The 20,049-nt window shown below is 66.8% G+C and carries 22 protein-coding genes; 16 read left to right on the forward strand and 6 right to left on the reverse strand.

What is annotated here, in order from left to right; translation table 11 throughout:
- The 7 genes from MKW15_RS18810 to MKW15_RS18840 form a co-directional block, all read left to right on the forward strand.
- The coding region (locus MKW15_RS18810) for an HNH endonuclease (RefSeq protein ID WP_240860813.1) at window positions 1-817 on the forward strand (817 nt) is incomplete at its 5' end.
- Between the two features lie 321 nt (window positions 818-1,138).
- Window positions 1,139-1,735, forward strand: coding sequence for a hypothetical protein (locus tag MKW15_RS18815; protein ID WP_240860815.1), 597 nt, complete (start codon window positions 1,139-1,141; stop codon window positions 1,733-1,735).
- The gene (locus MKW15_RS18820; protein WP_240860817.1) at window positions 1,732-2,220 is read left to right on the forward strand and encodes a hypothetical protein; all 489 of its coding nucleotides are present in this window, start codon (window positions 1,732-1,734) and stop codon (window positions 2,218-2,220) included. Before MKW15_RS18815 ends, MKW15_RS18820 begins: the two co-directional genes overlap by 4 nt.
- Complete coding sequence (locus MKW15_RS18825) at window positions 2,217-2,876, forward strand: hypothetical protein (RefSeq protein ID WP_240860818.1); 660 nt, start codon at window positions 2,217-2,219, stop codon at window positions 2,874-2,876. The genes MKW15_RS18820 and MKW15_RS18825 overlap by 4 nt, the downstream gene beginning before the upstream one ends.
- A complete protein-coding gene (locus MKW15_RS18830; protein WP_240860820.1) occupies window positions 2,877-3,434 on the forward strand; it encodes a hypothetical protein in 558 nt (185 codons plus the stop codon).
- Window positions 3,435-3,475: 41 nt separating this feature from the next.
- Window positions 3,476-4,687, forward strand: coding sequence for an NAD(P)/FAD-dependent oxidoreductase (locus MKW15_RS18835; protein ID WP_240860822.1), 1,212 nt, complete (start codon window positions 3,476-3,478; stop codon window positions 4,685-4,687).
- Between the two features lie 8 nt (window positions 4,688-4,695).
- Window positions 4,696-5,430 carry a DNA alkylation repair protein gene (locus MKW15_RS18840; protein ID WP_240860824.1) on the forward strand — a complete coding sequence of 245 codons (735 nt, stop codon included), beginning with the start codon at window positions 4,696-4,698 and terminating at the stop codon, window positions 5,428-5,430.
- A 4-nt stretch (window positions 5,431-5,434) separates the two neighbouring features.
- Here MKW15_RS18840 and MKW15_RS18845 read toward each other — a convergent pair whose 3' ends face one another.
- The 3 genes from MKW15_RS18845 to mftR all read right to left on the reverse strand — a co-directional run bounded on the left by MKW15_RS18845 (window position 5,435) and on the right by mftR (window position 7,623).
- Window positions 5,435-5,824: a DoxX family protein gene (locus MKW15_RS18845; RefSeq protein ID WP_240860826.1), complete on the reverse strand. Its 390-nt coding sequence runs from the start codon at window positions 5,822-5,824 to the stop codon at window positions 5,435-5,437.
- 47 nt (window positions 5,825-5,871) lie between these two features.
- Complete coding sequence (locus MKW15_RS18850; protein WP_240860828.1) at window positions 5,872-6,930, reverse strand: ferredoxin--NADP reductase; 1,059 nt, start codon at window positions 6,928-6,930, stop codon at window positions 5,872-5,874.
- 72 nt (window positions 6,931-7,002) lie between these two features.
- The gene (gene mftR / locus MKW15_RS18855) at window positions 7,003-7,623 is read right to left on the reverse strand and encodes a mycofactocin system transcriptional regulator (protein ID WP_240860830.1); all 621 of its coding nucleotides are present in this window, start codon (window positions 7,621-7,623) and stop codon (window positions 7,003-7,005) included.
- Between the two features lie 111 nt (window positions 7,624-7,734).
- On the opposite strand from mftR, the gene mftA reads away from it, so the two are divergent.
- From mftA to MKW15_RS18880, 5 genes are all read left to right on the forward strand, one after another.
- A complete protein-coding gene (mftA, locus tag MKW15_RS18860; RefSeq protein ID WP_240860832.1) occupies window positions 7,735-7,857 on the forward strand; it encodes a mycofactocin precursor MftA in 123 nt (40 codons plus the stop codon).
- Window positions 7,857-8,204: a mycofactocin biosynthesis chaperone MftB gene (mftB, locus tag MKW15_RS18865; RefSeq protein ID WP_240860834.1), complete on the forward strand. Its 348-nt coding sequence runs from the start codon at window positions 7,857-7,859 to the stop codon at window positions 8,202-8,204. The genes mftA and mftB overlap by 1 nt, the downstream gene beginning before the upstream one ends.
- 58 nt (window positions 8,205-8,262) lie before the next feature.
- Window positions 8,263-9,540 carry a mycofactocin radical SAM maturase gene (gene mftC, locus MKW15_RS18870; protein ID WP_240860835.1) on the forward strand — a complete coding sequence of 426 codons (1,278 nt, stop codon included), beginning with the start codon at window positions 8,263-8,265 and terminating at the stop codon, window positions 9,538-9,540.
- 84 nt (window positions 9,541-9,624) lie between these two features.
- Entirely contained in the window at window positions 9,625-10,827 is a 1,203-nt protein-coding gene (gene mftD / locus MKW15_RS18875; protein ID WP_240860836.1) for a pre-mycofactocin synthase MftD, read from the forward strand.
- A 46-nt stretch (window positions 10,828-10,873) separates the two neighbouring features.
- A complete protein-coding gene (locus MKW15_RS18880) occupies window positions 10,874-11,686 on the forward strand; it encodes a mycofactocin-coupled SDR family oxidoreductase (protein WP_240860837.1) in 813 nt (270 codons plus the stop codon).
- Window positions 11,687-12,232: 546 nt separating this feature from the next.
- Here the strand turns inward: MKW15_RS18880 and MKW15_RS18885 are convergent.
- Window positions 12,233-13,345, reverse strand: a complete 1,113-nt coding sequence (locus tag MKW15_RS18885) for a CaiB/BaiF CoA transferase family protein (protein WP_240860838.1) — start codon at window positions 13,343-13,345, stop codon at window positions 12,233-12,235.
- 192 nt (window positions 13,346-13,537) lie between these two features.
- Here MKW15_RS18885 and mftE point away from each other — a divergent pair, with 192 nt between their 5' ends.
- From mftE to MKW15_RS18905, 4 genes are read left to right on the forward strand one after another with little or no spacing between them, the layout of a single operon-like run.
- Entirely contained in the window at window positions 13,538-14,239 is a 702-nt protein-coding gene (gene mftE, locus MKW15_RS18890; protein WP_240860840.1) for a mycofactocin biosynthesis peptidyl-dipeptidase MftE, read from the forward strand.
- A complete protein-coding gene (mftF, locus tag MKW15_RS18895) occupies window positions 14,236-15,681 on the forward strand; it encodes a mycofactocin biosynthesis glycosyltransferase MftF (RefSeq protein WP_240860842.1) in 1,446 nt (481 codons plus the stop codon). Before mftE ends, mftF begins: the two co-directional genes overlap by 4 nt.
- Complete coding sequence (gene mftG, locus MKW15_RS18900) at window positions 15,678-17,012, forward strand: mycofactocin system GMC family oxidoreductase MftG (protein ID WP_240860884.1); 1,335 nt, start codon at window positions 15,678-15,680, stop codon at window positions 17,010-17,012. The genes mftF and mftG overlap by 4 nt, the downstream gene beginning before the upstream one ends.
- Window positions 17,012-17,443, forward strand: a complete 432-nt coding sequence (locus MKW15_RS18905; RefSeq protein ID WP_240860844.1) for a PPOX class F420-dependent oxidoreductase — start codon at window positions 17,012-17,014, stop codon at window positions 17,441-17,443. Before mftG ends, MKW15_RS18905 begins: the two co-directional genes overlap by 1 nt.
- Window positions 17,444-17,505: 62 nt before the next feature.
- On the opposite strand, the gene MKW15_RS18910 is transcribed toward MKW15_RS18905, so the two are convergent.
- On the reverse strand, window positions 17,506-18,240 hold the full coding sequence (locus tag MKW15_RS18910; RefSeq protein WP_240860846.1) for an aspartate/glutamate racemase family protein: 735 nt from the start codon (window positions 18,238-18,240) through the stop codon (window positions 17,506-17,508).
- Window positions 18,241-18,250: 10 nt separating this feature from the next.
- Window positions 18,251-19,912 (reverse strand): NCS1 family nucleobase:cation symporter-1, encoded by a 1,662-nt coding sequence (locus MKW15_RS18915; protein WP_240860847.1) that lies wholly within the window; start codon window positions 19,910-19,912, stop codon window positions 18,251-18,253.
- Window positions 19,913-20,049: the final 137 nt, after the last annotated feature.

Raw genomic sequence — 20,049 nt, forward strand, 5'->3', positions numbered from 1 at the left:
AGCCTTCTCCGGCGCCACTCCCGCCGACATCGACCGCCGTGCCCGCACCCTAGGCAACCGGGTCGCCGACGATGCTCCTGCCGCGGTACCCGCTCGCGATGACCGCGACATCAACACCTTTGATGTTGCCACCGACGGTGACGGTCGGGTCGTGGTGCGTGGGGATGTGGATGCGGTGATCGGGGAGAAACTGCACACCATGATCGACGCCCTGGCCGCGCCCCGCCCCGAACCCGACGGCTCCCCCGACGCCCGCTCGCCCGGCCGCCGCCGCTCCGAAGCGTTGGAACGCATCCTCGACGCCGCCGCGGCTGGTGATGGTTTGATCGGGATGCCCAAACATCAAGTGCTGCTCACGTTGCCGGCCGACAACCCCGACCTCGCGAGCATGGCGTTCACCGGACCCGTCACCCTGGACACCGCCCGGTTGTTGACGTGTGATGCGACGGTCACCGCGATCACCGTCGATCAGGACGGGGTACCGGTCGCGATGACCGACAACCTACGACTGTTCCCACCGCACCTGCGTCGAGCGTTGATCGTGCGTGACGGTGGGTGCTGCATCAAATGCGGAGCCCCGGCGTCCTGGGCCCACGCGCACCACATCAAGCACCACGCCGATGGCGGCAAGACCGTCCTGGACAACGGGTGCCTACTCTGCCCGTCCTGCCATACCGATGTGCACCACAACGGGTGGGACGTCGTCCTCGGGGCTGACCGCCACCCCTGGCTGGTCCCGCCGGCCTCCGTTGATCCCGAAAGGAGACCACTACCGGCCTACAACCGACGCACCATGCGACTCGACAACGCCGCCTGAACCCGACCACGTGATCTCGCGCCCCTGCCGCTGATCGAGCCGGTACCGAGCCCCAGGGGCGAGGCACCGTGTCGAGATCCGCCGGTGACCATCCCGAACAGCGGAGTTCGCTCCGCGCACGACCTTTGAGAACTCCATAGTGTGAAACGCGACGCCACGGGGAAACCGTTGCCGCGCTACCGAAGCACCCACGGCAAGCATAGACATCGTCGCAGACGACAACGGCCGCGTCGGGTCGCGTCGGTGTGCGACAACGTGCACCACTAGTGTGGAGTGTGACGACCGACACGTGGGGGTGGACCTACGAGGCAGGAGGGCCCGATGCCGTCGCAGTCCTCCGAACTCCTGTCGGCGGACCGCTCAGCTCGTCGCGAGTTGGCCGAGGCCGTCGACGAGCTGCACGCAGCGGAGATCGCGGCGGGCACGCGGTCGCCGGTGTCCCGCGTCTGGTGGATCGCGGTCGTCGGCGGTGTGGTGGTCGCGGTCGCCCTCGCCGCAGTCATGGTGACGGCATGGGTCCGTGCGTCCAATCACTACACCGACGCGGACTTCGAGAGCGCCGCCGCCGAACGAGTGTCCGTGTTGCTGTCGCCGAACCATCGGGACCCGCAGCAGGTGCGGCGGATTCTGTCCGGGGCGACGGGGGCGTTCTACGACGAGTTCGCCCAATCCGCCGACGCCTACACCGCATTCGTGCGGGCCCACGGGACGGTGACACATTCGTCGGTCGACGGCACGGGAGTGGCCGGCCGCGCCGACGACACGGCATCGGTCCTCGTTGCGGCCACGGTCACCTTCGACCGTGCATCCGCGAAACCGGATCCGCGAGCGGAAGCGGTCCGCCGGTTTCGGCTCCGGGTGCTGGTGACACCTGCGGACGGTGAGCTGAAACTCGCGGCGGTGCAGTACCTGCCATGAAAGTTGTGTCCCGCGGACGTGCCGCGTTGTTGACCGTGATCGCAGTGGCCGTGCTGGTTGCGCTCGGCGTCGTCGTCGGCGTGCTCGCGCGCACTCACCACGCCGACGACACCGTCGAGGCCAACCGGGACGAGTTGCGAGCACAGGCCGGACGCATCGTTGCCGACGTGTTCTCGGTGGACACGCGCACGTGGCAGTCCGACCGAGATCGTGCGCGTGGCCTGGTGGGGCCCGAGTTCACCGAAAGTTATGGTGCACAGCTGAATCGGGCGCCGACAGAGCCCGTGGTCTCTGTGGTGTGGCGCCCGGAGACGGTCGGTCTGGTGCGCGTCGGAGAAGGGGACGGTGAGGTGCTGATCCGAGTTGCGGTCACGACCCGCACCCAGGCGGCACCAGACCCGGCGCCGACCCGGCAGACCGTGCTCACCCACTTCGTGAAACACGCAGACCACTGGCTCCTGGACCGGGCGGACATCGTCGGATGAGCAACAGCGACAAGAGTTCTGATGCTGCATCCGTCCGCGTCGAGCGCGGGATCCAGCGCGTGCAGGAGGCGACCCGTGGGGCGCGTACCGCCCGCATTGAGGCTGCGCCGGCGCTCCTCGACCGCGCGCGTCGTCGTTCGCGTTGGTTCTGGATGACGATGGCGGGCGCGGTCGTGGTCGTCGTCGGGCTAATGGTTGCGTCGGTGATCCTCGGAGTGCAGGTGCGGTCCGCCGACGCCCTGGACGACGAGCGGGCGGCGGTCATCGGTGCTGCCGACGCGGCGGTGGTCGCCATGCTGTCGGCAGATCCGGCCGATCCGCAGGCGTATGTCGACAAGGTGCTCGACGTGAGCGCCGGGGCGCGGCGCGAGAGGCTCGAAGGACTGCGCGACGCCATCGCAGCGGAGGTCGGCAAGCAGTCCGGTCCGAGTGTGGGACAGGTGATTTCGAGCGGACTCGTCAGCGACCCACCCGACGATCCGGCCGACGGCGCGCGAGCAGACGTCCTCACTGTCGCCGACGCGACCAATCCGGCATTGCTCGGGGGCGGGGCGCCATCGCCGTCCCGCGATGTGACCGCTCAGCGGATCACCGTGGCACTCACCATGATCCGGACCGCCGACGGGTGGCGGGTCGCCGACGCGAGGGCCCTGTAGATGAAGCACGGTTCTCTGGTGGGTTCGCGCCGACTGACTCGTCAACAGCGCAGGCGGGCGGCGTACGCAGCGATCGTCGTGGTGCTCGCACTTGGTGTGGCGCTGGCCGGGTGGGTCGGTGTTCTACGCGCCGATCGGGGCGTGTCCGATACCGAACGGGCCGACATCCTGCGCTCCACCGAATCGGCCGTCACCGCGCTCCTGAACTTCGGCCCCGGCACCACCGCGGATCAGACCCGGCACACCGCGTCGCTGCTGACCGATCCGATCGCGCTGGATTTTCGCGCGCGCGGATACGGGGTCATCGCAGCCGGTGCGATCGAGGCCGGAGTTGCCGTGTCGGCACGTGTGGTCGGCGTCGGACTTCACGGTTCGCCGGGGGACACCGCGCGGGTCCTGGTGTTCGTCGATCAGCAGCTACACCGTGCCGACGCACCCGCGCAAGGCGCCGATCAACGGAGTGGGACAACCCCTTCCGCAAGGTGGGCGACTATGCGTAAGGTCGACGGGAATTGGCTGCTCGCCGACCTTCAACCGGTCGGTGACATCACCATGTGAGCGACGTCACACATGGGACATCACCCGCTGAGGAGAGATTGTTGAGTGAATCATCGGCCGGCGTGGTCGTGGTGGGAGCCGGACTCGGCGCGATCCGTCTTGCGGAGAACCTCCGCACAAACGGGTACGTGGAATCGATCACGCTCATCGGCGCCGAGGCGCACCCACCCTACGACCGCCCCCCGCTGTCCAAATCCGTCCTGTTGGGCAAGGACGACCGCGTCGACCTGAAGCCGGGGGACTTCTACGGCGAGCACGGCATCGAACTGCGACTCGGTGAGCGTGTCACCGCCATCGCGCCCGACGACAAGACCGTGACCATCGAACGGCCCGACGATCCGGCGCACAGCGAAACTCTGCGGTACGACACGCTTGTCCTCGCCACCGGGCTCGCGCCCCGTGCATTTCCAGGCGCCGACCCCGATCTGGCCGGAGTGCACCTGCTGCGTACCTACGACGACGCGGTGGCCCTGCGCAGTGAGATCGATGCGGCCCAAACCGCAGTCGTGATCGGCGCCGGGTTCATCGGGTGTGAGGTTGCAGCGAGTCTGTTCACCCGCGGCCTGTCGGTCAGCCTCGTCGAACCGGCGCAGACGCCGCTCGCCGCAGCGCTCGGCACGCAGATCGGCGCGCTGGTCGCACGTCTGCACACCGACAACGGCATCGACGTCCACGCGGGGGTGGGTGTCTCGGAGCTCATCGCCGACGCGGGGAAGGTGCGCGCAGTGAAGCTCTCCGACGGCACCGAACTCGCAGCAGACATCGTCGTCGTGGGAATCGGGTCGACGCCGGTCACCGACTACCTCGATGGGTCGGGCATTGCCCTGGCGGCACGGGAGGATGGCGGCGGAATTGCCTGTGATACAACCGGACACACGAGCGCAGCCGACGTGTTCGCGATCGGCGACGTGGCCAACTGGCTCGACGACAGCGGTAAGCCGAAGCGGGTGGAACATTGGAATCACACCGTCGAGCAGGCATCGATCGTCGCCCACCAGATCGTCGGCGGTGATGCCGTCACCGCGTCGGTGCCGTACTTCTGGAGCGATCAGTTCGACCTGAAGATCCAGGTTCTCGGCAGCCCGCGCGCCGACGACGACCTGCACATCGCGTCCGACGACGGCAAGAAGTTCCTCGCCTACTACAGCCGCGATGGGTACCTCACCGCCGTGATCGGTGCGGGCAAGGTCGGTGCGGTCATGAAGACGCGTCCGAAACTGCAAACCCGCACACCCATCTCCGAGGTGATCTGAGCGGCCGGATGAATGACCGGCCGGTGGCGACTGCGGCAGCGGTGATGGCCGCGGCCGCCGCGCAGGCCGACCCAGAGCGTGCCGTGAACTCGGCGCGATTCTTCCAGGCAAAGCCCGGCGGATACGGCGAGGGGGACGAGTTCATCGGCCTCACGGTCCCGCTGCAGCGTCGAATCGCGAAGCAGTTCAGGGGGATCGGTGCCGACGCCATCGTCGAGCTGCTGGCGTCACCGGTGCATGAGCACCGCCTGATCGCGCTGTTCTGCCTGCGCGCCGAGTTCGACCGTGCCGCCGACGACGCCGCGCGCGAACGGTGGATCGAACTGTACCTCGCGGCCGTCGACCGCGGTCGCGTGAACAACTGGGACCTCGTCGACTCGTCGGCGGACCCCATTCTGGGTGAATATCTGCATGCCCGCGACGACCGGAAACCCCTCGTCGAACTCGCAGCGCAGCAGGATCTGTGGCGGCGGCGCGTCGGCATCATCGGCACCTTCGCGTTCATCAAACACGGCGACGCCACTGCGACGCTGGCGGTCGCGCCACTGGTGATCGACGACCGCCGTGATCTGGTGCAGAAGGCCTTCGGATGGATGCTGCGCGAAATCGGCAAACGCGTCGACTCCGACACCCTCACCGGTTACCTGGAGGATCATGCGGCGCAGATGGGTCGGACCGCACTGAGTTACGCGATCGAGCACCTGCCGCCACAGCGGCGCACGTACTACCGGTCGTTGCGCTGAAGTCTCAGGACCGTGCGACCTTGAGCGCGGCGACGATCATCGGGATCTGGAAGGGGAGTCGGGCGATGGCAATCACCTTGTACGGCAACGGCTTGTCCCACCAGAGGCGCACCATGTTGATGTTCGCCGGGTAGACCGCGAGAAAGAGTGCGGCTGCCAACCAGCCCGAGGCCTTGCGCGTCTGCGGCGCTAGCAGACCGGCACCGATGGCGACCTCGGCAACGCCCGATGCGTAGGTGAGTGTCCGGGGGTCGGCCGGGATCTCCTCGGGGATGATCTCGTCGAAGGGTTTGGGCGCGACGAAATGCAGGACCCCGATGGTCATCAGCATGCCGGCCAAGGCGCGGGCCAGTTGTTCGGGCGTGTACTTTCCGATGCGTGCGAGCACTGACATTGTGTTTGCCGTCCTGGTCGTATTCGGCCCGGAGTTGTTGTGCTGGTTCAGAATTCGATCTTGAGTGAATCAGAGGTGGGGCGTGCCTGGCAGCCCAGGATGTAACCGTCCTCGATGTCCTCCGGATCCAGCGCTCCCGGATTGTCCATCTCGACCGTACCCTCCGTGAGGGTGCACGCACACGAGCCACACTCGCCCTCTTGGCACGAGTAGGGGGCGTCGAGGCCTGCGGCCAGCATGATGTCGATGAGTGTGCGTTTGCGGGGCCAACTCAGCGTGTGGGTCTCGCCGTCGAGATCGACGTCGACGGTGGCCGCCTCGGCTTGCTCGTCCTCGGACACCTCGTCGAGGACGACGTCGGCAAACGGATCTCCCGACAGCGAGTTGTAGACCTCGGTGTGCACGTTGTGGTGCGGGAAAGCCGCGTCGGCCAGCCCCTTGTGCACGGCATCCATGAACGGTCCCGGGCCGCAGATGTAGGCGACATGCTTGTCGGCGAACGGACCGAACAGCGTTGCCAGGGCGCGTGCGGAGGGCAGGCCCTGCAGCGTTTCCAGCCAGTGGATCAGGGTCAGACGGTCGGCGTGCGCTTCGGCGAGCGAGCGCAATTCGGCGGCGAAGATGACGTCGTCGGCGGTGCGGTTGGCGTAGAAGAACACAACTGGCGAGTCGCTGGTGGCGAGCGCCGTCTTGAGGATCGACATCACCGGCGTCACACCGCTTCCGGCGGCGATCAGCAGCAGCGGCTCGTCGAAGGTCTTCGGGGTGAACACGCCCGACGGGGGCAGTACCTCCATCTGCGAGCCGGCAGTGAGGTTGTCGCAGACCCAGTTCGATCCGTAGCCGTCCACGGTGCGCTTGACGGTGACCTTCGGAAGTTTGTCGGTCGACGGCGACGACGCGAGGGAGTAGCACCGGGCGACCGAACCCGTCTGGTCGCTCGGGATACGCAGGGTGAGGAATTGTCCGGGCTTGTACGCGACGAACTGGTCCGACGCCGTGTCCGGGAGGTCGAACACGATGGATTTCGCGTCGTCCGTCTCGTCGATGACCTCGGCGACGGTCAGGATCACGCTGCGTGAGCCGTGGGTTGTCAGGTCGGTCATCTCACCATTTCTCCGCACTCATGAGAAGAAACTAGAACATGTTCTAATTCGAGTCTAGTCCATGCCGCGCGGTCACGACAGGGCGCCCACTCCTTGGGCCAGGGTACGTCCGCCTTCGGCGATGAGTCTCTCCAGGTCGGAGTTCGGATCGGCGAGCCATTGCTCGTAGGCGGCCAGTGCGGCGCCCAGACACAGCCAGCCGATGGTCTGCGGGAGATGATCGTGCTCGGAGACGCCGAGGCGGGTGGCGCAGAACTCGGCGATGACGTGACGCCAGTCCGCGTACATCAGCATCGAATGTGCTTGCAGGGCCGGGACGCCGAGCAGCAATGCCATACGGCGGCGATGGCTGTCCTGTTCAGCCGGTGGGACCCGGTTGAACGACACCAGGGCCTCGAGAAGCGCGTCGGCGATGGGCAATTCGGTGGGGATGTGCGCGAGCAGGGCGCGCATCTCGTCGAGGTGGGCGTCGAAGTCGCCCCAGGGGACGGCGTTCTTCGACGGGTAGTAGCGAAACAGGGTGCGGCGGGCGATGCCGGCCGCCTCGGCGATGTCGTCGACGCTGGTCTCGTCGAAGCCCCGTTCGGCGAACAGGTCGATGGCAATCGCACTGATCTGCGCACGCGACGTCAGCGGTCGGCGACCGGCGGGCGTCCTGCGTCCGACGGTGGCGGGGCTGTCGGATCGGGTCATCGAGCACCTGTCCGTCTGGGTAGTTTCCGGTCTGGGCTGGTTTCTTGCACCGAGTGCCATTATAGTATGCGGTGATCCACATCACTACTCGATTATCAGGAGGTCTGGATCATGGCCGATCAGTCAGCCAAGTCCGCGCAGGAGTTCTCGGTGCCCGCAGATGCCGAGACCGAACTCGTGGGCGAATCCCTCGTCGAAGAAGTGTCGATCGACGGGATGTGCGGGGTCTACTGATGTCAGCCCCGACATCGAATCCCGCTCCCGGCGATCGCAGCGCGGTCGCCGGGGGCGCGGATGCCCCAGACGCTCCAGTATTCGACACTCTCGACGCGTGGGAACTCAATCCCAAAGTCGCGCTGCGGCCGGAACCCTTCGGGGCGCTGCTGTACCACTTCGGTACGCGCAAGCTCTCGTTCCTGAAGAACCTCACGGTCGTCGACATCGTGCAGTCCCTGCGTGACGTCGACAGTGCCGAGGCGGCGATGCTCGCCGCCGGGATCACCCCGGCGCAGCGTCCTCTGTACCTGCAGGCGCTCGGGGCGCTCGCGGAGTCCGGGATGATCATCCGCCGCACCGTCTGACCGACTCGCAACACCCACAGCCCACCCCGACAGCCCAGTACCAGGAGGACTCGCCGCGATGACCACGCTCGAGATGCCGCCCGCCACAACCGCACTCGTGGCCCCCGAACAGTCCGCACCGCCCAAGGTGGGACGCCTCGTCGACCAGTTCGAACGCGGACTCGACGCGCCGATCTGTCTGACGTGGGAGTTGACCTACGCCTGCAACCTGGCGTGCGTGCACTGCCTGTCGTCGTCGGGCAAGCGCGATCCGCGCGAGCTGTCCACCGAGCAGTGCAAGGCGATCATCGACGAGTTGCAGCGGATGCAGGTGTTCTACGTGAACATCGGCGGTGGCGAACCGACTGTGCGACCGGACTTCTGGGAGCTCGTCGACTACGCGACCAGCCATCAGGTCGGTGTCAAGTTCTCCACCAACGGGCTGCGCATCGACAAGAAGGTGGCCGCACGGCTGGCCGCCTCCGACTACGTCGACGTGCAGATCTCGCTCGACGGCGCGACCGCCGAGGTCAACGACGCGGTGCGCGGCCCCGGTTCCTTCGACATGGCCGTCCGCGCGCTGGAGAACCTGCACGAGGCAGGGTTCAAGGATGCGAAGATCAGCGTCGTCATGACGCGGCAGAACGTCGCGCAGCTCGACGAGTTCAAGGCGCTCGCCGACCGCTACAACGCGACGCTGCGCATCACGCGTCTGCGGCCGTCGGGTCGCGGCGCCGACGTCTGGGACGACCTGCACCCACTGCCGCAGCAGCAGCGCGAACTGTACAACTGGCTTGTCGCGCATGGTGATCGGGTCCTCACCGGCGACTCGTTCTTCCATCTCTCGGCCTTCTCGACCGGAGGCGGCAGCGGCCTGCCCGGACTGAACCTGTGCGGAGCCGGTCGCGTCGTGTGTCTGATCGACCCGGTCGGCGACGTCTACGCATGCCCGTTCGCGATCCACGAGAACTTCCTCGCCGGAAACATCCTCAGCGACGGCGGCTTCCAGGAGATCTGGCAGCGCTCGGACCTGTTCACCGAACTGCGCGAACCGCAGAACGCCGGTGCCTGCACCAAGTGCGCGCACTTCGACGCCTGCCGGGGCGGTTGCATGGCGGCCAAGTTCTTCACCGGACTCCCGCTCGCCGGGCCCGACCCGGAGTGCGTGCAGGGCTACGGCGAGCAGCTGCTGGCCGGTGACCGCACCAAACCCACTGCCAACAAGGATCATTCGCGCGGCACTCCGCTGACGTTGATGACCCGCAAGTCCGACGGGGTGCTGCTGCCGATCGGCGCACCGCCGTCCAAGAGCTGCGACGAGAACCCGCTGGCCGGGTTCTCGCCCGCCGGAATGTAAGAGCGAGCTGGCGCAATCCCACACCAGCGTCACCGGCCGCCCTAACGCGGCCGCCGAGATGAAGATTGAGTAGGAACCTGAGTTATGGCTGCCAACCCCTGGGCAAGAAATCCCTGGTTCGAGACCGTCACCGAGGCCCAGCGTCGGGCCAAGAAGCGGCTGCCGAAGTCGGTGTACGCGTCGCTGATCGCCGGCACACAGGCCGGTGTGACGTTGGGCGACAACGTCAACGCTTTTGGCGAACTGCAATGGGCCCCGCATGTGGTCGGCGCGCAGCCGGATCGTGATCTGTCCACTTCGGTACTGGGACAGGAACTCTCGTTCCCGGTGATGATCTCACCGACGGGTGTGCAGGCCGTCGATCCGGACGGGGAGGTCGCGGTTGCGCGGGCCGCCGCAGCGCGCGGTACCGCGATGGGGCTGTCGAGCTTCGCGTCGCACCCCATCGAGGAGGTGACCGCGGTCAACGACAAGATCCTCTTCCAGCTCTACTGGCTCGGCTCGCGCGAGGACATGGCAGCTCGTGTGGAGCGCGCACGGGCCGCGGGCGCCAAGGGCATCATCGTCACCACCGACTGGGTGTTCAACATCGGACGTGACTGGGGCAGCCCGGAGATCCCCGAGAAGGTCGACTTCAAGGCACTGCTGCGTCTGGCGCCGGAGATCGCGGTGAAGCCGCGCTATGCGCTCGACTGGGTCAAGGGTGGCAAGGTGACCATCCCGGATCTCACCGCACCCAACCTGACGCCGCAGGGCGTGCCCGGTCCGACGTTCTTCGGCGCGTACGGCGAATGGATGGGTACTCCTCCGCCGACGTGGGAAGACCTGGCATGGCTGCGTGAACAGTGGGGCGACGGCCCGTTCATGGTCAAGGGCATCACGCGTCTCGACGATGCCAAGCGTGCGGTCGACATCGGCGCGACGGCGCTCTCGGTGTCCAATCACGGCGGCAACAACCTCGACGGCACCCCGGCGACGATCCGTCTGCTGCCCGACATCGCCGACGCGGTGGGCAACGACATCGAGGTGCTGCTCGACGGCGGCATCCGACGCGGCAGCGACGTCGCGAAGGCACTCGCCCTCGGTGCGCGTGCGGTGATGGTCGGCCGCGCCTACCTGTGGGGGCTCGCCGCGAACGGCCAGGCCGGCGTCGAGAACGTCCTCGACCTGCTCCGCATGGGCCTCGACGGAGTGGTGATGGGCTTGGGCCACAAGAGCGTTCACGAGTTGTCGCGCGACGACCTGATCATCCCCGACGACTTCACCCGTTCGTTCGGTCACGCCTGAGGGAAACCGGCCTTCCGCCAGAACTAGAACGTGTTACAGTTCTGGCATGGGACAGTTCGACGGCAAGGTCGTCTACATCACCGGCCTGGCGCGCGGTCAGGGCCGTAATCACGCGATTCGTTTTGCACGTGAAGGCGCGGCGATCGTCGGTCTCGACATCGCCGGGCCGGTGATCGACCACGCCACCTACCCGGCCGCGTCGGCCGACGAGTTGGCCGAGACCGTCAGTCTGGTCGAAGGCGTCGGCGGCAAGATCCTTGCCCGACAAGGCGATACACGCGACCTGGCCTTCCAGCAGCAACTGGTGGCCGACGCCTTGGAGCAGTTCGGGCGGATCGATCACGTCGTCGCCAACGCCGGTATCCTCACCTGGGGTGCGGTGTGGGAACTGACCGAGGAGCAGTTCACCGACGTCGTCGACGTCAATCTCGTCGGCACGTGGAAGACCCTGAAGGCGACCATCCCGGGCATGATCGAGGCGCGCAATGGGGGGTCGATCACCGTCATCAGTTCGGTTGCCGGCCTCAAGGCGATGCCGCTGCAGGCGTCGTACGCGGCATCCAAGTACGGCGTCCGCGGACTCGCCCAGACCGCCGCCAAAGAACTCGGCCGCTACCGCATCCGCGTCAACTCGATCCACCCGTATGCCGTCGACACCCCGATGGGAGTGGCCGACACCGAAGCGCTCAAGGCGTTCGAGACCCCTTGGGCGGAGCGGTATTTCCCGTCGATGCTGGACTATCACCCGGTGGCCTCCACCGACGAGATCTCCGACGCCGTGCTCTACCTCGCCTCCGACGGCGCCAAGGCGATCACCGGTGCCGAGTTCCAGATCGACATGGGGCACTCCAAGGTCTGAGTGGACCGCCGCCGCCCCCGCGGCCGACCCACCAAAACTAGGGGAGGAAGTTTCTTCCGCGAAGTTTGGAGTCGTCCCCCGGAAAATTCGCGGGGAGGACTCCAAGGGTAGGGGAAGAGTTTCTTCCCCTACTTTCTTGGGGATGGACCTGCAGGCCGATGGTGCCTATGCCGAGCCAGATAGACGGCCGATCGACATCATGTCCGAAACGGTCGCCGTGACGTGCCTCCGAGGGAAAGATGCCCTCGGAGACCTCTCACGCGGACCGTTCCGGACGGGCTCGCTCTTCCCGCCTCCACGATCGTCGGCAAGGCCGACGATGGGCCGCTGATCCGAAGAGTCCCACCCGCTCCCTACTCTTGGCGGTTGCTTCCGGGCTTGCGCACGACCCGAGTTCACACCAAATGATCGCGGCGGCAGCGGCATTCAAGGCAGCCCAGGATCATACTGACCGTCGACTGAATCTCCCCAGTCCTCGCGACTGCGACCACTCTCCTCGCACCCAGCCGGCGGGGATGCCTCGGGTGGGCCGAGCCGACGGAGTGCTCAGTCCGCCCAGAGGGTCGACGGGTCGGTCGCGGTGCGGGTGGGCCCCTGCGGGGTCTCCGGCTGGGTACGGGAGAATCGCGGGGCGACCTGCGCCTGCACCACGCCGTCGATCTCCACGAGATTCGACCGCGCCGCCATGTGCGCGTCCTCGGGCGCCTCGGCGAAGGTGAGCACAGGGGACGTGCAGGCATCGGTGCCGTCGAAGATCTTGGCCCACTCGTCGCGCGTGCGCGACTTGAAGGTCTCGGTGAAGACGTCCTTGAGCTTGCCCCAGTTGGCGATGTCGTTCTGGTCGGGCAGGTCGGCGCCGTCGAGGCCGAGACCCTTGAGCAACTCCGCATAGAACTGCGGTTCGATCGCGCCCACGGCCATGTACTTGCCGTCGGAGGTCTCGTACACCTCGTAGTACGGTGCGCCGGTGTCGAGCAGGTTGACGCCGCGCACGTCGCTCCACAAGCCGGTGCCGCGGAAGGCCCACATCATCTGGCCCAGAACGGAAGCGCCGTCGACCATGGCGGCGTCGACCACCTGTCCGCGGCCCGACGTCTGGCGTTCGAGGAGGGCCGCGAGCACACCCATGACGAGGAACATCGATCCGCCGCCGAAGTCGCCGGCGAGGTTCAACGGCGGAACGGGCCGTTCGCCCTTGCGGCCGATCGCGTGCAGCATCCCGGTGAGAGAGATGTAGTTGATGTCATGTCCGGCGAGATTGGCCCGCGGACCGTCCTGCCCCCAGCCGGTCATGCGGCCGTAGACGAGACCCGAATTGACGGCTTCGAGGTCGGCGGGACCAAAGCCGAGGCGTTCCATGACCCCCGGGCGAAAACCCTCGATGATGACGTCAGCCTTGGCGACCAGGCCGAGGATGGTCTCCCGATCTGCCGGGTCCTTGAGGTTTGCCTCCACCACGCGGCGCCCGCGCAGCAGCGCGTCCGCGTTGCGTCCCTCCTGGGGCAGCGAGCCGGGGCGCTGGACCCGGATCACGTCGGCGCCCAGGTCGGCCAGCATCATGGCCGCGTGCGGGCCCGGTCCGATCCCGGCGAATTCGATCACCCGGATTGCGCTGAGCGGTCCGTTCTTTCCGCTGTGGTGCGGTGCCGGCGTCGTCATAGTGTCCTCTCGCTCCCCATCTCGTGCCCGCTGTGTCGGGCGTCACGCTGTGACATAGCATCCCACAACCGATCGAACGCTCGTCAAAGTGGTCCGGATGTGGGTTGGCGGATCGGCTCAAGTCCGGAATCGGGCACACTTTTTGTCGCGACGCGGTTCCGCCCCAACCAGCGTCTCGCTAGCATGGATCGAATGACGGGACCGTCGGCGTTGGGGCAACAGAGTTGGCCAGATCTCGGACCGTCCATCACGCTGCTGGTTCCGCTCGGGGCCCTCGAGCAGCACGGTCCGCACCTTCCGCTCGACACCGACACCCGTATCGCGTCGGCGGTCACCGCGCGCGTGCACGCCGAATCCGGAACGGTGTTTCGTGCCCCCGAACTCGCCTACGGCGCCAGCGGTGAGCACGAGGGTTTTGCCGGCACGATCTCGATCGGCCACGAGGCTTTGTATCAGGTGTTGTTGGAATACGGGCGCAGCGCATGCCGGTGGGCCGACCGGCTTCTCTTCGTCAACGGACATGGTGGCAACGGGCCGACGCTGCGGTCCGCGGTCGCCAGGCTCCGCTACGAGGGGCGTGACGTAGCGTGGTTCCCGTGCGCGTTCCCGAGTGCCGACGCGCACGCCGGATTCACCGAAACATCTGCGCTGCTGCATCTTTCGCCGGAACTCGTCCGGTCTGACCGCAGCGAACCGGGCAACTGTGCTGCGGTGGCCACGCTCCTGCCGGCCATGCGGGAGGGTGGAGTGGCCGCGGTCAGCCCCAATGGGGTGCTCGGCGATCCGAGCGATGCCACCGCTGCCGAAGGTGGCCGGTTGCTCGACGCGATGGTCGAGGTGTGCAGTGCGGCCGTCGATGCCTGGCAGGTCGCCGACGACGGGCGCCTGAGATGACCGCCGTCGAGCAGTCGATCGAGGCGGCGCCGGCTCAGACCTGCCTGCCGGACGGCTTCCAGGTGCAGATCGACATGCGCTGCGCACGTCACGGCGACCTCCGCTATCTCGTGGGCGGTTCGCCGACGCGATTGCTGCGCATGTCCGACGCGGCGTTGGGGATGACGTCGGACGACGGTCGGATAGCGGTGTGCGACAACGCAACCCGTCGCCTGGCCCGATCCCTGCTCGATTCCGGAATCGCCAACCCGCGGCCGATGTTCGGACCGCAGGCGCATGAGGTCACCATCGTCGTCCCGGTCCGCGACAACCAGGCCGGCGTCGACCGGCTGCTCGCCGCGGTCAGCGGAACACCGGTCATCGTCGTCGACGATGGATCGCGCACCCCGATCGTCGTGAACGATCCGGCGGTCAAGGTCATCCGGTCTGAGCGCAACCGCGGACCGTCGGCCGCGCGCAACGTCGGCGCCGCGATGGCGACCACCGAATTCGTTGCGTTCCTCGATTCCGATGTGGTGCCCAGTGCCGACTGGCTGACCGTGCTGCTCGGGCACTTCTCCGATCCGTCGGTCGCCGTGGTGGCGCCGCGCATCGTGGGTTTGAACTGGTCGCAGGCGCATGGGAACGACTCCGGGCCGGGTCTCGCCGAGCGGTACGAGAACGGCTGGTCGTCGCTCGACATGGGCCCCGACGAGGCCGCGGTGGTGCCGTCGACTCCCGTCGCATATGTGCCCAGTGCGGCAATGGTGGTGCGCCGCAACGTGTTCTGCGGATTCGACGAGTCGCTCCGGGTCGCCGAGGACGTCGATGTGTGTTGGCGTATGCACGAGGCGGGATGGCGGATTCGCTACGACCCGGTGGCGCGGGTGTCGCACGACCACCGCACCGATCTTCGCTCGGTGCTGTCGCGTCGCCGCTACTACGGCACCGGAGCGGCGCGGCTGGCCGAACTTCACGGCAACCGCGCGGCCCCGGTCGTGATGTCGATCCCGATGGCCGTCGCGGTCGGCGCGCTGCTCACGCGAACCAAGATCGGCACGGCGCTGGCCATGATCATTCTGGCGCAGGTCGCCTTTCGGTTGCGGCGTCGTCTCGGCGATTTGCCGCAGGCGCCGCTCGTCGCCGCCCAGATGACCGGCCGCGCCGCCGGATTCGGTCTGCTGCAGGCGGCTGGCGCGATCTGTCGGCACTATTGGCCGGTCGCGCTGATCCTGGCGATCATCTCCGCCCGATTCCGCAAACTCGCGATCGAGGTGGCGATCGCCGAGGGGGCCGTCTCCTGGGTGCGGCAGGTGATCGCCGATCCCGCGACACCGACGCTCGGCCCGGTCAAGTACATGCTGATGCACCGCCTCGACGACCTCGCCTATGGGGCAGGCTTGTGGCAGGGCGTCGTCGAGCGTCGTGACGTCGGGGCGCTCCGCCCTGTGCTGCGCCCATAACCGTGGCGACCCCTGATCTCCCTCGCGGGGCGGACGTGGTGATCGTCGGCGCCGGAAGTGCCGGATGCGTACTCGCGGAGCGGCTCTCGCGCGATCCCGAACGCTCGGTGGTGGTCCTCGAACGTGGACCCGCCGACTGGCCCGGCGTCGAGATCCGCGACGTGCGGCGGCTTCCCATCGAACCGGGGGCAGCGTTTGCCGTCCAGCATGACAGCGAGGGCCTGGGGGTCGTGCGCGGCAGCGGGTTGGGTGGCTCGTCGGCAGTCAACGGCGGTTACTTCATGCGGTGGCATCCCGACGACTTCGCCGACTGGCCGACGGGGTGGGAGATCGACCACATCGCGGCCGCCTATGCCGAACTCGATGCACCGGGCGGCACGATGGGCGTCGAACCGGTCTCTGACGATGAATTGGGTGATGCCGCATCCGCTTTCGAGGAGTACTGGTCGTCGCGCGTGCCGGTGCGCGCGGTTGCGGATCGATGGCCCGTGGTCGGGGTCAACCGGGTGCTGGGCAATCGGACGGGGATCGTGCGGATGACCGCCGCCGAGGCATACGTGCGTCCCGCGTTGACGCGTCCGAATCTTCGGGTCGTGACGAAATGCGACGTGGACGAGTTGATCGTGGCGGACGGTCGGGTGGTCACCGGGGTGCGGGCCGGTTCGACGGCCGTGTCGGCGGGGGAGGTGATCCTGAGCGCGGGGACGCTCGGTACCGCAGGCATTCTGCTGCGCTCGTCACTGGGGCCACTCGACCTCGATCGTGAACTCGCCGTCGACGAGCACCGCACCCTGGCGGTGACGTATCGCCGTGGCTCGCCGGCGACGCCCGGGCCGCTGCTACCCAGTGTGGTGCATACTGAGGATTCGCTGGAGATCCGTTGTTATCGAGATGATTTCGCGTCGTACATTCGAGGACTGGAGCCGACCGGACCCGAGATCGGGGTCGCGGCCATGCGGAGTTCGCCCGCGTCGCTCCGGTTGCGAGGGCGCGATGTCGCGGTGGGTTTCGGGGCCGTCGAACCGGCGATGGCCGACGCCCTGCGGTCCGCCGCGGCAGACGTGGTGGACATGTTGGGTTCTCCGGAGTTCGCCGAGGTCATCGAGCCCGGTTCGATCACGGTCGCCGACGGGTTCGGCACCTCCCAGCATGCGCGGGGCAGCATGCCGATGGGGGTCCGGACCGACTGGCTCGGTGGCGTGTACGGGACCAAGGGGCTGCGCATCGTCGACGGATCGATCCTGCCGAACTCCGGACGCAGCGGACCACACGCCACCATCATGATGATGGCGTGTCGCATCGGTGCGCTGCTGGCGGGTACCGTGGAGTGATGGCGGCCGCAGATCTCCATGACCCCGATGTGCGCACGTTCCTGAGCGACGGGACCCGCACCGGGCATCTCGCGTTCACCGCGTCCGACGGCCGACCGCTCGTCGCGCCGGTGTGGTTTGTTCTCGACGGCGATCGAATCGCCTTCAACACCGGGGCGACGACAGCCAAAGGTCGTGCAGTGCTGCGTGATCCGCGGGTCACGTTGTCGGTCGACCTACCCGCGCCGCCGTTCGCGTTCGTACAAGTGCAGGGACGTGCGGTCGTCAGCGAAGACCTCGGTGAAGTGCGTCGGATCGCGACGTTGTGCGGTGCCCGATACATGGGTGACGACCGCGCCGACGAGTTCGGCGCCCGCAACGGTGTGCCCGGCGAGTTGGCTGTCTGGATCGAACCGACCAAGGTCATCGCGAACCTCGACGTCAGCGCCTGACGGCGGGTTCGACGCACGGTCAACGAATTGCGATGCACGGTCAACGGTTTGGGGCCGCACGGTCAACGCAGTGGGGGGCCGAAGTCGATGAGCGGGCCGGTGTAGGTCTTCGGGGGTGGTGGTGCGAATTCGCCGGACGCGGTACCGGTGTGCAGGCCCATGGCCGCCATGGCCGACAGCATCCCTACACCCGCAGCTACGCCATCGATCACGGGGGCGCCGATCTCGTTGCTGATGTGGCTTGCGAGGTCGGCCATGCCGGCGCAACCGAGGACAATCGCGTCCGAGCCGTCGGTCAGCAACGCCTCGCGGCATGACTTGACCAGGATGTCGGCGATGTCCGGGTTGGACTCGAGTTCGAGCACCCGGACCTCGCACGCGTGGATGCCCAGGCACTGTCGTGCAAAACCATAGTGCCGCACCAGATCATCAGCGCGTCCGACCGTCCGGCCGAGGGTGGTGACGACCGAGAATCCGCGACCGAGCGGCGCCGCGAGATGGAATGCGGCCTCGGCGATCCCGAGGACAGGTGCGTCGGCGATCTCGCGGGCGGCGTCGAGTCCTGGGTCGCCGAAGCAGGCGAGCAGGTACCCGTCCATGCCGGGGTTGTCCGCGATCGCGCGGAGCACCCCCGGCACGGCCAGTGCCTCGTCGTAATGACTCTCGATGGAGGCCGGTCCCATCGGGGACGTGATCGCGACGATCTCGCCGTCGGGTCGCGCCACAGAGCGCGCCGCCGCCGAGATCACCGCGGTCATCGCCGCCGTCGTATTCGGGTTGATGACACAGAATCTCATGACAGCCGACTCATGACGAGGTGGTGGGTACCTCGGCCTCGACGGTCCGTGTGTCGGCCTCCGCGCCTTCGCCGGTCCTCACCGTGTCGGTCATCGAGGTTGCCGGCATCGGTGTGCCGTCGGCGGCGACCTCGATGTCGGAGGTGGCGGTGGCCTTCGGGGCCCCGTAGATGAACGAGGCCGGAGCGAACTTCATTCCGGCCCAATAGATCACGGCACCGGCGCCCGCACCCATGAACCAGGTGAAGCTCGCTTGGTACACGGTGCCCCAGATGACGAACGAGATCGGCAGCAGGGACGCGGCGATCACGGTGATGACGGCCACCGGGTTCCAGCCGTTGCGGTAGAAGTAGGTGCCCTCCGGCTTGCTGCTGAACAGGTCGTCGACCACGATTTTCTGCTTCTTGACGAGGTAGAAGTCGACGATGAGGATGCCGAACAGCGGGCCGATCACCGCGCCCAGCGTGTCCATTGTGTAGTGGATGGCGGTGGGGTTGTTGAACAGGTTCCACGGGGTGATGAGGACCGAACCGACTGCCGCGATCATTCCGCCTGTGCGCCAAGAGATCTTGGTCGGTGCGACGTTGGAGAAGTCGAATGCTGGCGACACGAAGTTGGCGACGATGTTGATGCCGATGGTGGCGATCGCGAAGGTGAGCACGCCGAGGACGGCCGCGGTGGTGTTGTCGATCTTGTCGACGATGTGCACCGGGTCGGTGATGAACTTGCCGGTCTCCGGGTCACGGCCGATCACGGTGGCGGCAGCCGACACGGTGCAGACGACGAGGATCGAGAAGAACAGGAAGTTGACCGGCAGACCCCAGAAGTTGCCCTTCTTGACCTCGGCGAAACTCTTGCCGTAGCGCGAGAAGTCACCGAAGTTGAGCATCGGACCGGAGAAGTACGACACGACGAGCGCGAAGGCACTGATCATGGCCGTGATCGACGCCCAGCCGGTCTTGCCGGGGCCTTCGGACAGGTCGAAGTGCACATTGCTCCAGCCGGCCTTGACGATGAGGTAGCCGGCCAGTGCGATCATCACGACATAGACTGCGGGACCGCAGAAGTCGATGAACTTGCGGATGGTGTCCATGCCGTTCCAGAACACGAACGCCTGCAGGATCCACATGAGGATGAAGCCGGCCCAGCCCACGACGGACAGACCGAGGAAGAAGTGTGAGCCATCCTCGCCATACTGTTCCAGCGAGGGCCAGAACTTCAGCGCGAGCAGACCGAAGGCGACCGACGCGAGGTAGGTTTGGATGCCGTACCAGACCACCGCGATGAGACCGCGGATGATCGCCGGGATGTTGGCGCCCTTGATGCCGAAGGCGACGCGCGTGGTCACCGGGTAGGGGACACCGGCCTGCTGCGACGGTTTCGCGACGAGGTTACACAGCAGGTTGACCGCGATGATGCCGACGAGCAGCACGATGAGCACCTGCCATGCAGCGATGCCCAGTGCGAACAGGCTGCCGGCGAACACGTATCCGCCGACGCTGTGTACGTCGGACATCCAGAAGGCGAAGATGTTGTACCACGTCCACTTCTGTTCCTTCAGTGGCGCGAGATCCTCGTTGGTGAGTGCGGGATCGTAGTCGGGTTTGATGACGCTTTCGCCCGCGGCGCTGTGATGCGCCGCGGGTGCACTGTCGGATGTCGGTGCCGACATGGGGGTCTCCTCGGGGGCAGGTCCTTGTTGTGGCGATGGAATTTACCGCTGCAAACAACGTAGGAATGCTTTGTTACCGAGGAATGAACAGACCGATATATCTTCCCGGGTATATCTTTTCTGGGTACATCTTTCTG

It is taken from the genome of Gordonia gummivorans (assembly GCF_022513585.1).
Taxonomy (GTDB): domain Bacteria; phylum Actinomycetota; class Actinomycetes; order Mycobacteriales; family Mycobacteriaceae; genus Gordonia.

Excerpts from the sequence above, each read along its gene's own strand:
- MKW15_RS18815 (WP_240860815.1), top strand. The coding sequence starts at position 1,139 with ATGCCGTCGCAGTCCTCCGAACTCCTGTCGGCGGACCGCTCAGCTCGT.
- MKW15_RS18820 (WP_240860817.1), top strand. The coding sequence starts at position 1,732 with ATGAAAGTTGTGTCCCGCGGACGTGCCGCGTTGTTGACCGTGATCGCA.
- MKW15_RS18825 (WP_240860818.1), top strand. The coding sequence starts at position 2,217 with ATGAGCAACAGCGACAAGAGTTCTGATGCTGCATCCGTCCGCGTCGAG.
- MKW15_RS18830 (WP_240860820.1), top strand. The coding sequence starts at position 2,877 with ATGAAGCACGGTTCTCTGGTGGGTTCGCGCCGACTGACTCGTCAACAG.
- MKW15_RS18840 (WP_240860824.1), top strand. The coding sequence starts at position 4,696 with ATGAATGACCGGCCGGTGGCGACTGCGGCAGCGGTGATGGCCGCGGCC.
- MKW15_RS18845 (WP_240860826.1), bottom strand. The coding sequence starts at position 5,824 with ATGTCAGTGCTCGCACGCATCGGAAAGTACACGCCCGAACAACTGGCC.
- MKW15_RS18850 (WP_240860828.1), bottom strand. The coding sequence starts at position 6,930 with ATGACCGACCTGACAACCCACGGCTCACGCAGCGTGATCCTGACCGTC.
- mftR (WP_240860830.1), bottom strand. The coding sequence starts at position 7,623 with ATGACCCGATCCGACAGCCCCGCCACCGTCGGACGCAGGACGCCCGCC.
- mftA (WP_240860832.1), top strand. The coding sequence starts at position 7,735 with ATGGCCGATCAGTCAGCCAAGTCCGCGCAGGAGTTCTCGGTGCCCGCA.
- mftB (WP_240860834.1), top strand. The coding sequence starts at position 7,857 with ATGTCAGCCCCGACATCGAATCCCGCTCCCGGCGATCGCAGCGCGGTC.
- mftC (WP_240860835.1), top strand. The coding sequence starts at position 8,263 with ATGACCACGCTCGAGATGCCGCCCGCCACAACCGCACTCGTGGCCCCC.
- mftD (WP_240860836.1), top strand. The coding sequence starts at position 9,625 with ATGGCTGCCAACCCCTGGGCAAGAAATCCCTGGTTCGAGACCGTCACC.
- MKW15_RS18880 (WP_240860837.1), top strand. The coding sequence starts at position 10,874 with ATGGGACAGTTCGACGGCAAGGTCGTCTACATCACCGGCCTGGCGCGC.
- MKW15_RS18885 (WP_240860838.1), bottom strand. The coding sequence starts at position 13,345 with ATGACGACGCCGGCACCGCACCACAGCGGAAAGAACGGACCGCTCAGC.
- mftE (WP_240860840.1), top strand. The coding sequence starts at position 13,538 with ATGACGGGACCGTCGGCGTTGGGGCAACAGAGTTGGCCAGATCTCGGA.
- mftF (WP_240860842.1), top strand. The coding sequence starts at position 14,236 with ATGACCGCCGTCGAGCAGTCGATCGAGGCGGCGCCGGCTCAGACCTGC.
- MKW15_RS18905 (WP_240860844.1), top strand. The coding sequence starts at position 17,012 with ATGGCGGCCGCAGATCTCCATGACCCCGATGTGCGCACGTTCCTGAGC.
- MKW15_RS18910 (WP_240860846.1), bottom strand. The coding sequence starts at position 18,240 with ATGAGATTCTGTGTCATCAACCCGAATACGACGGCGGCGATGACCGCG.
- MKW15_RS18915 (WP_240860847.1), bottom strand. The coding sequence starts at position 19,912 with ATGTCGGCACCGACATCCGACAGTGCACCCGCGGCGCATCACAGCGCC.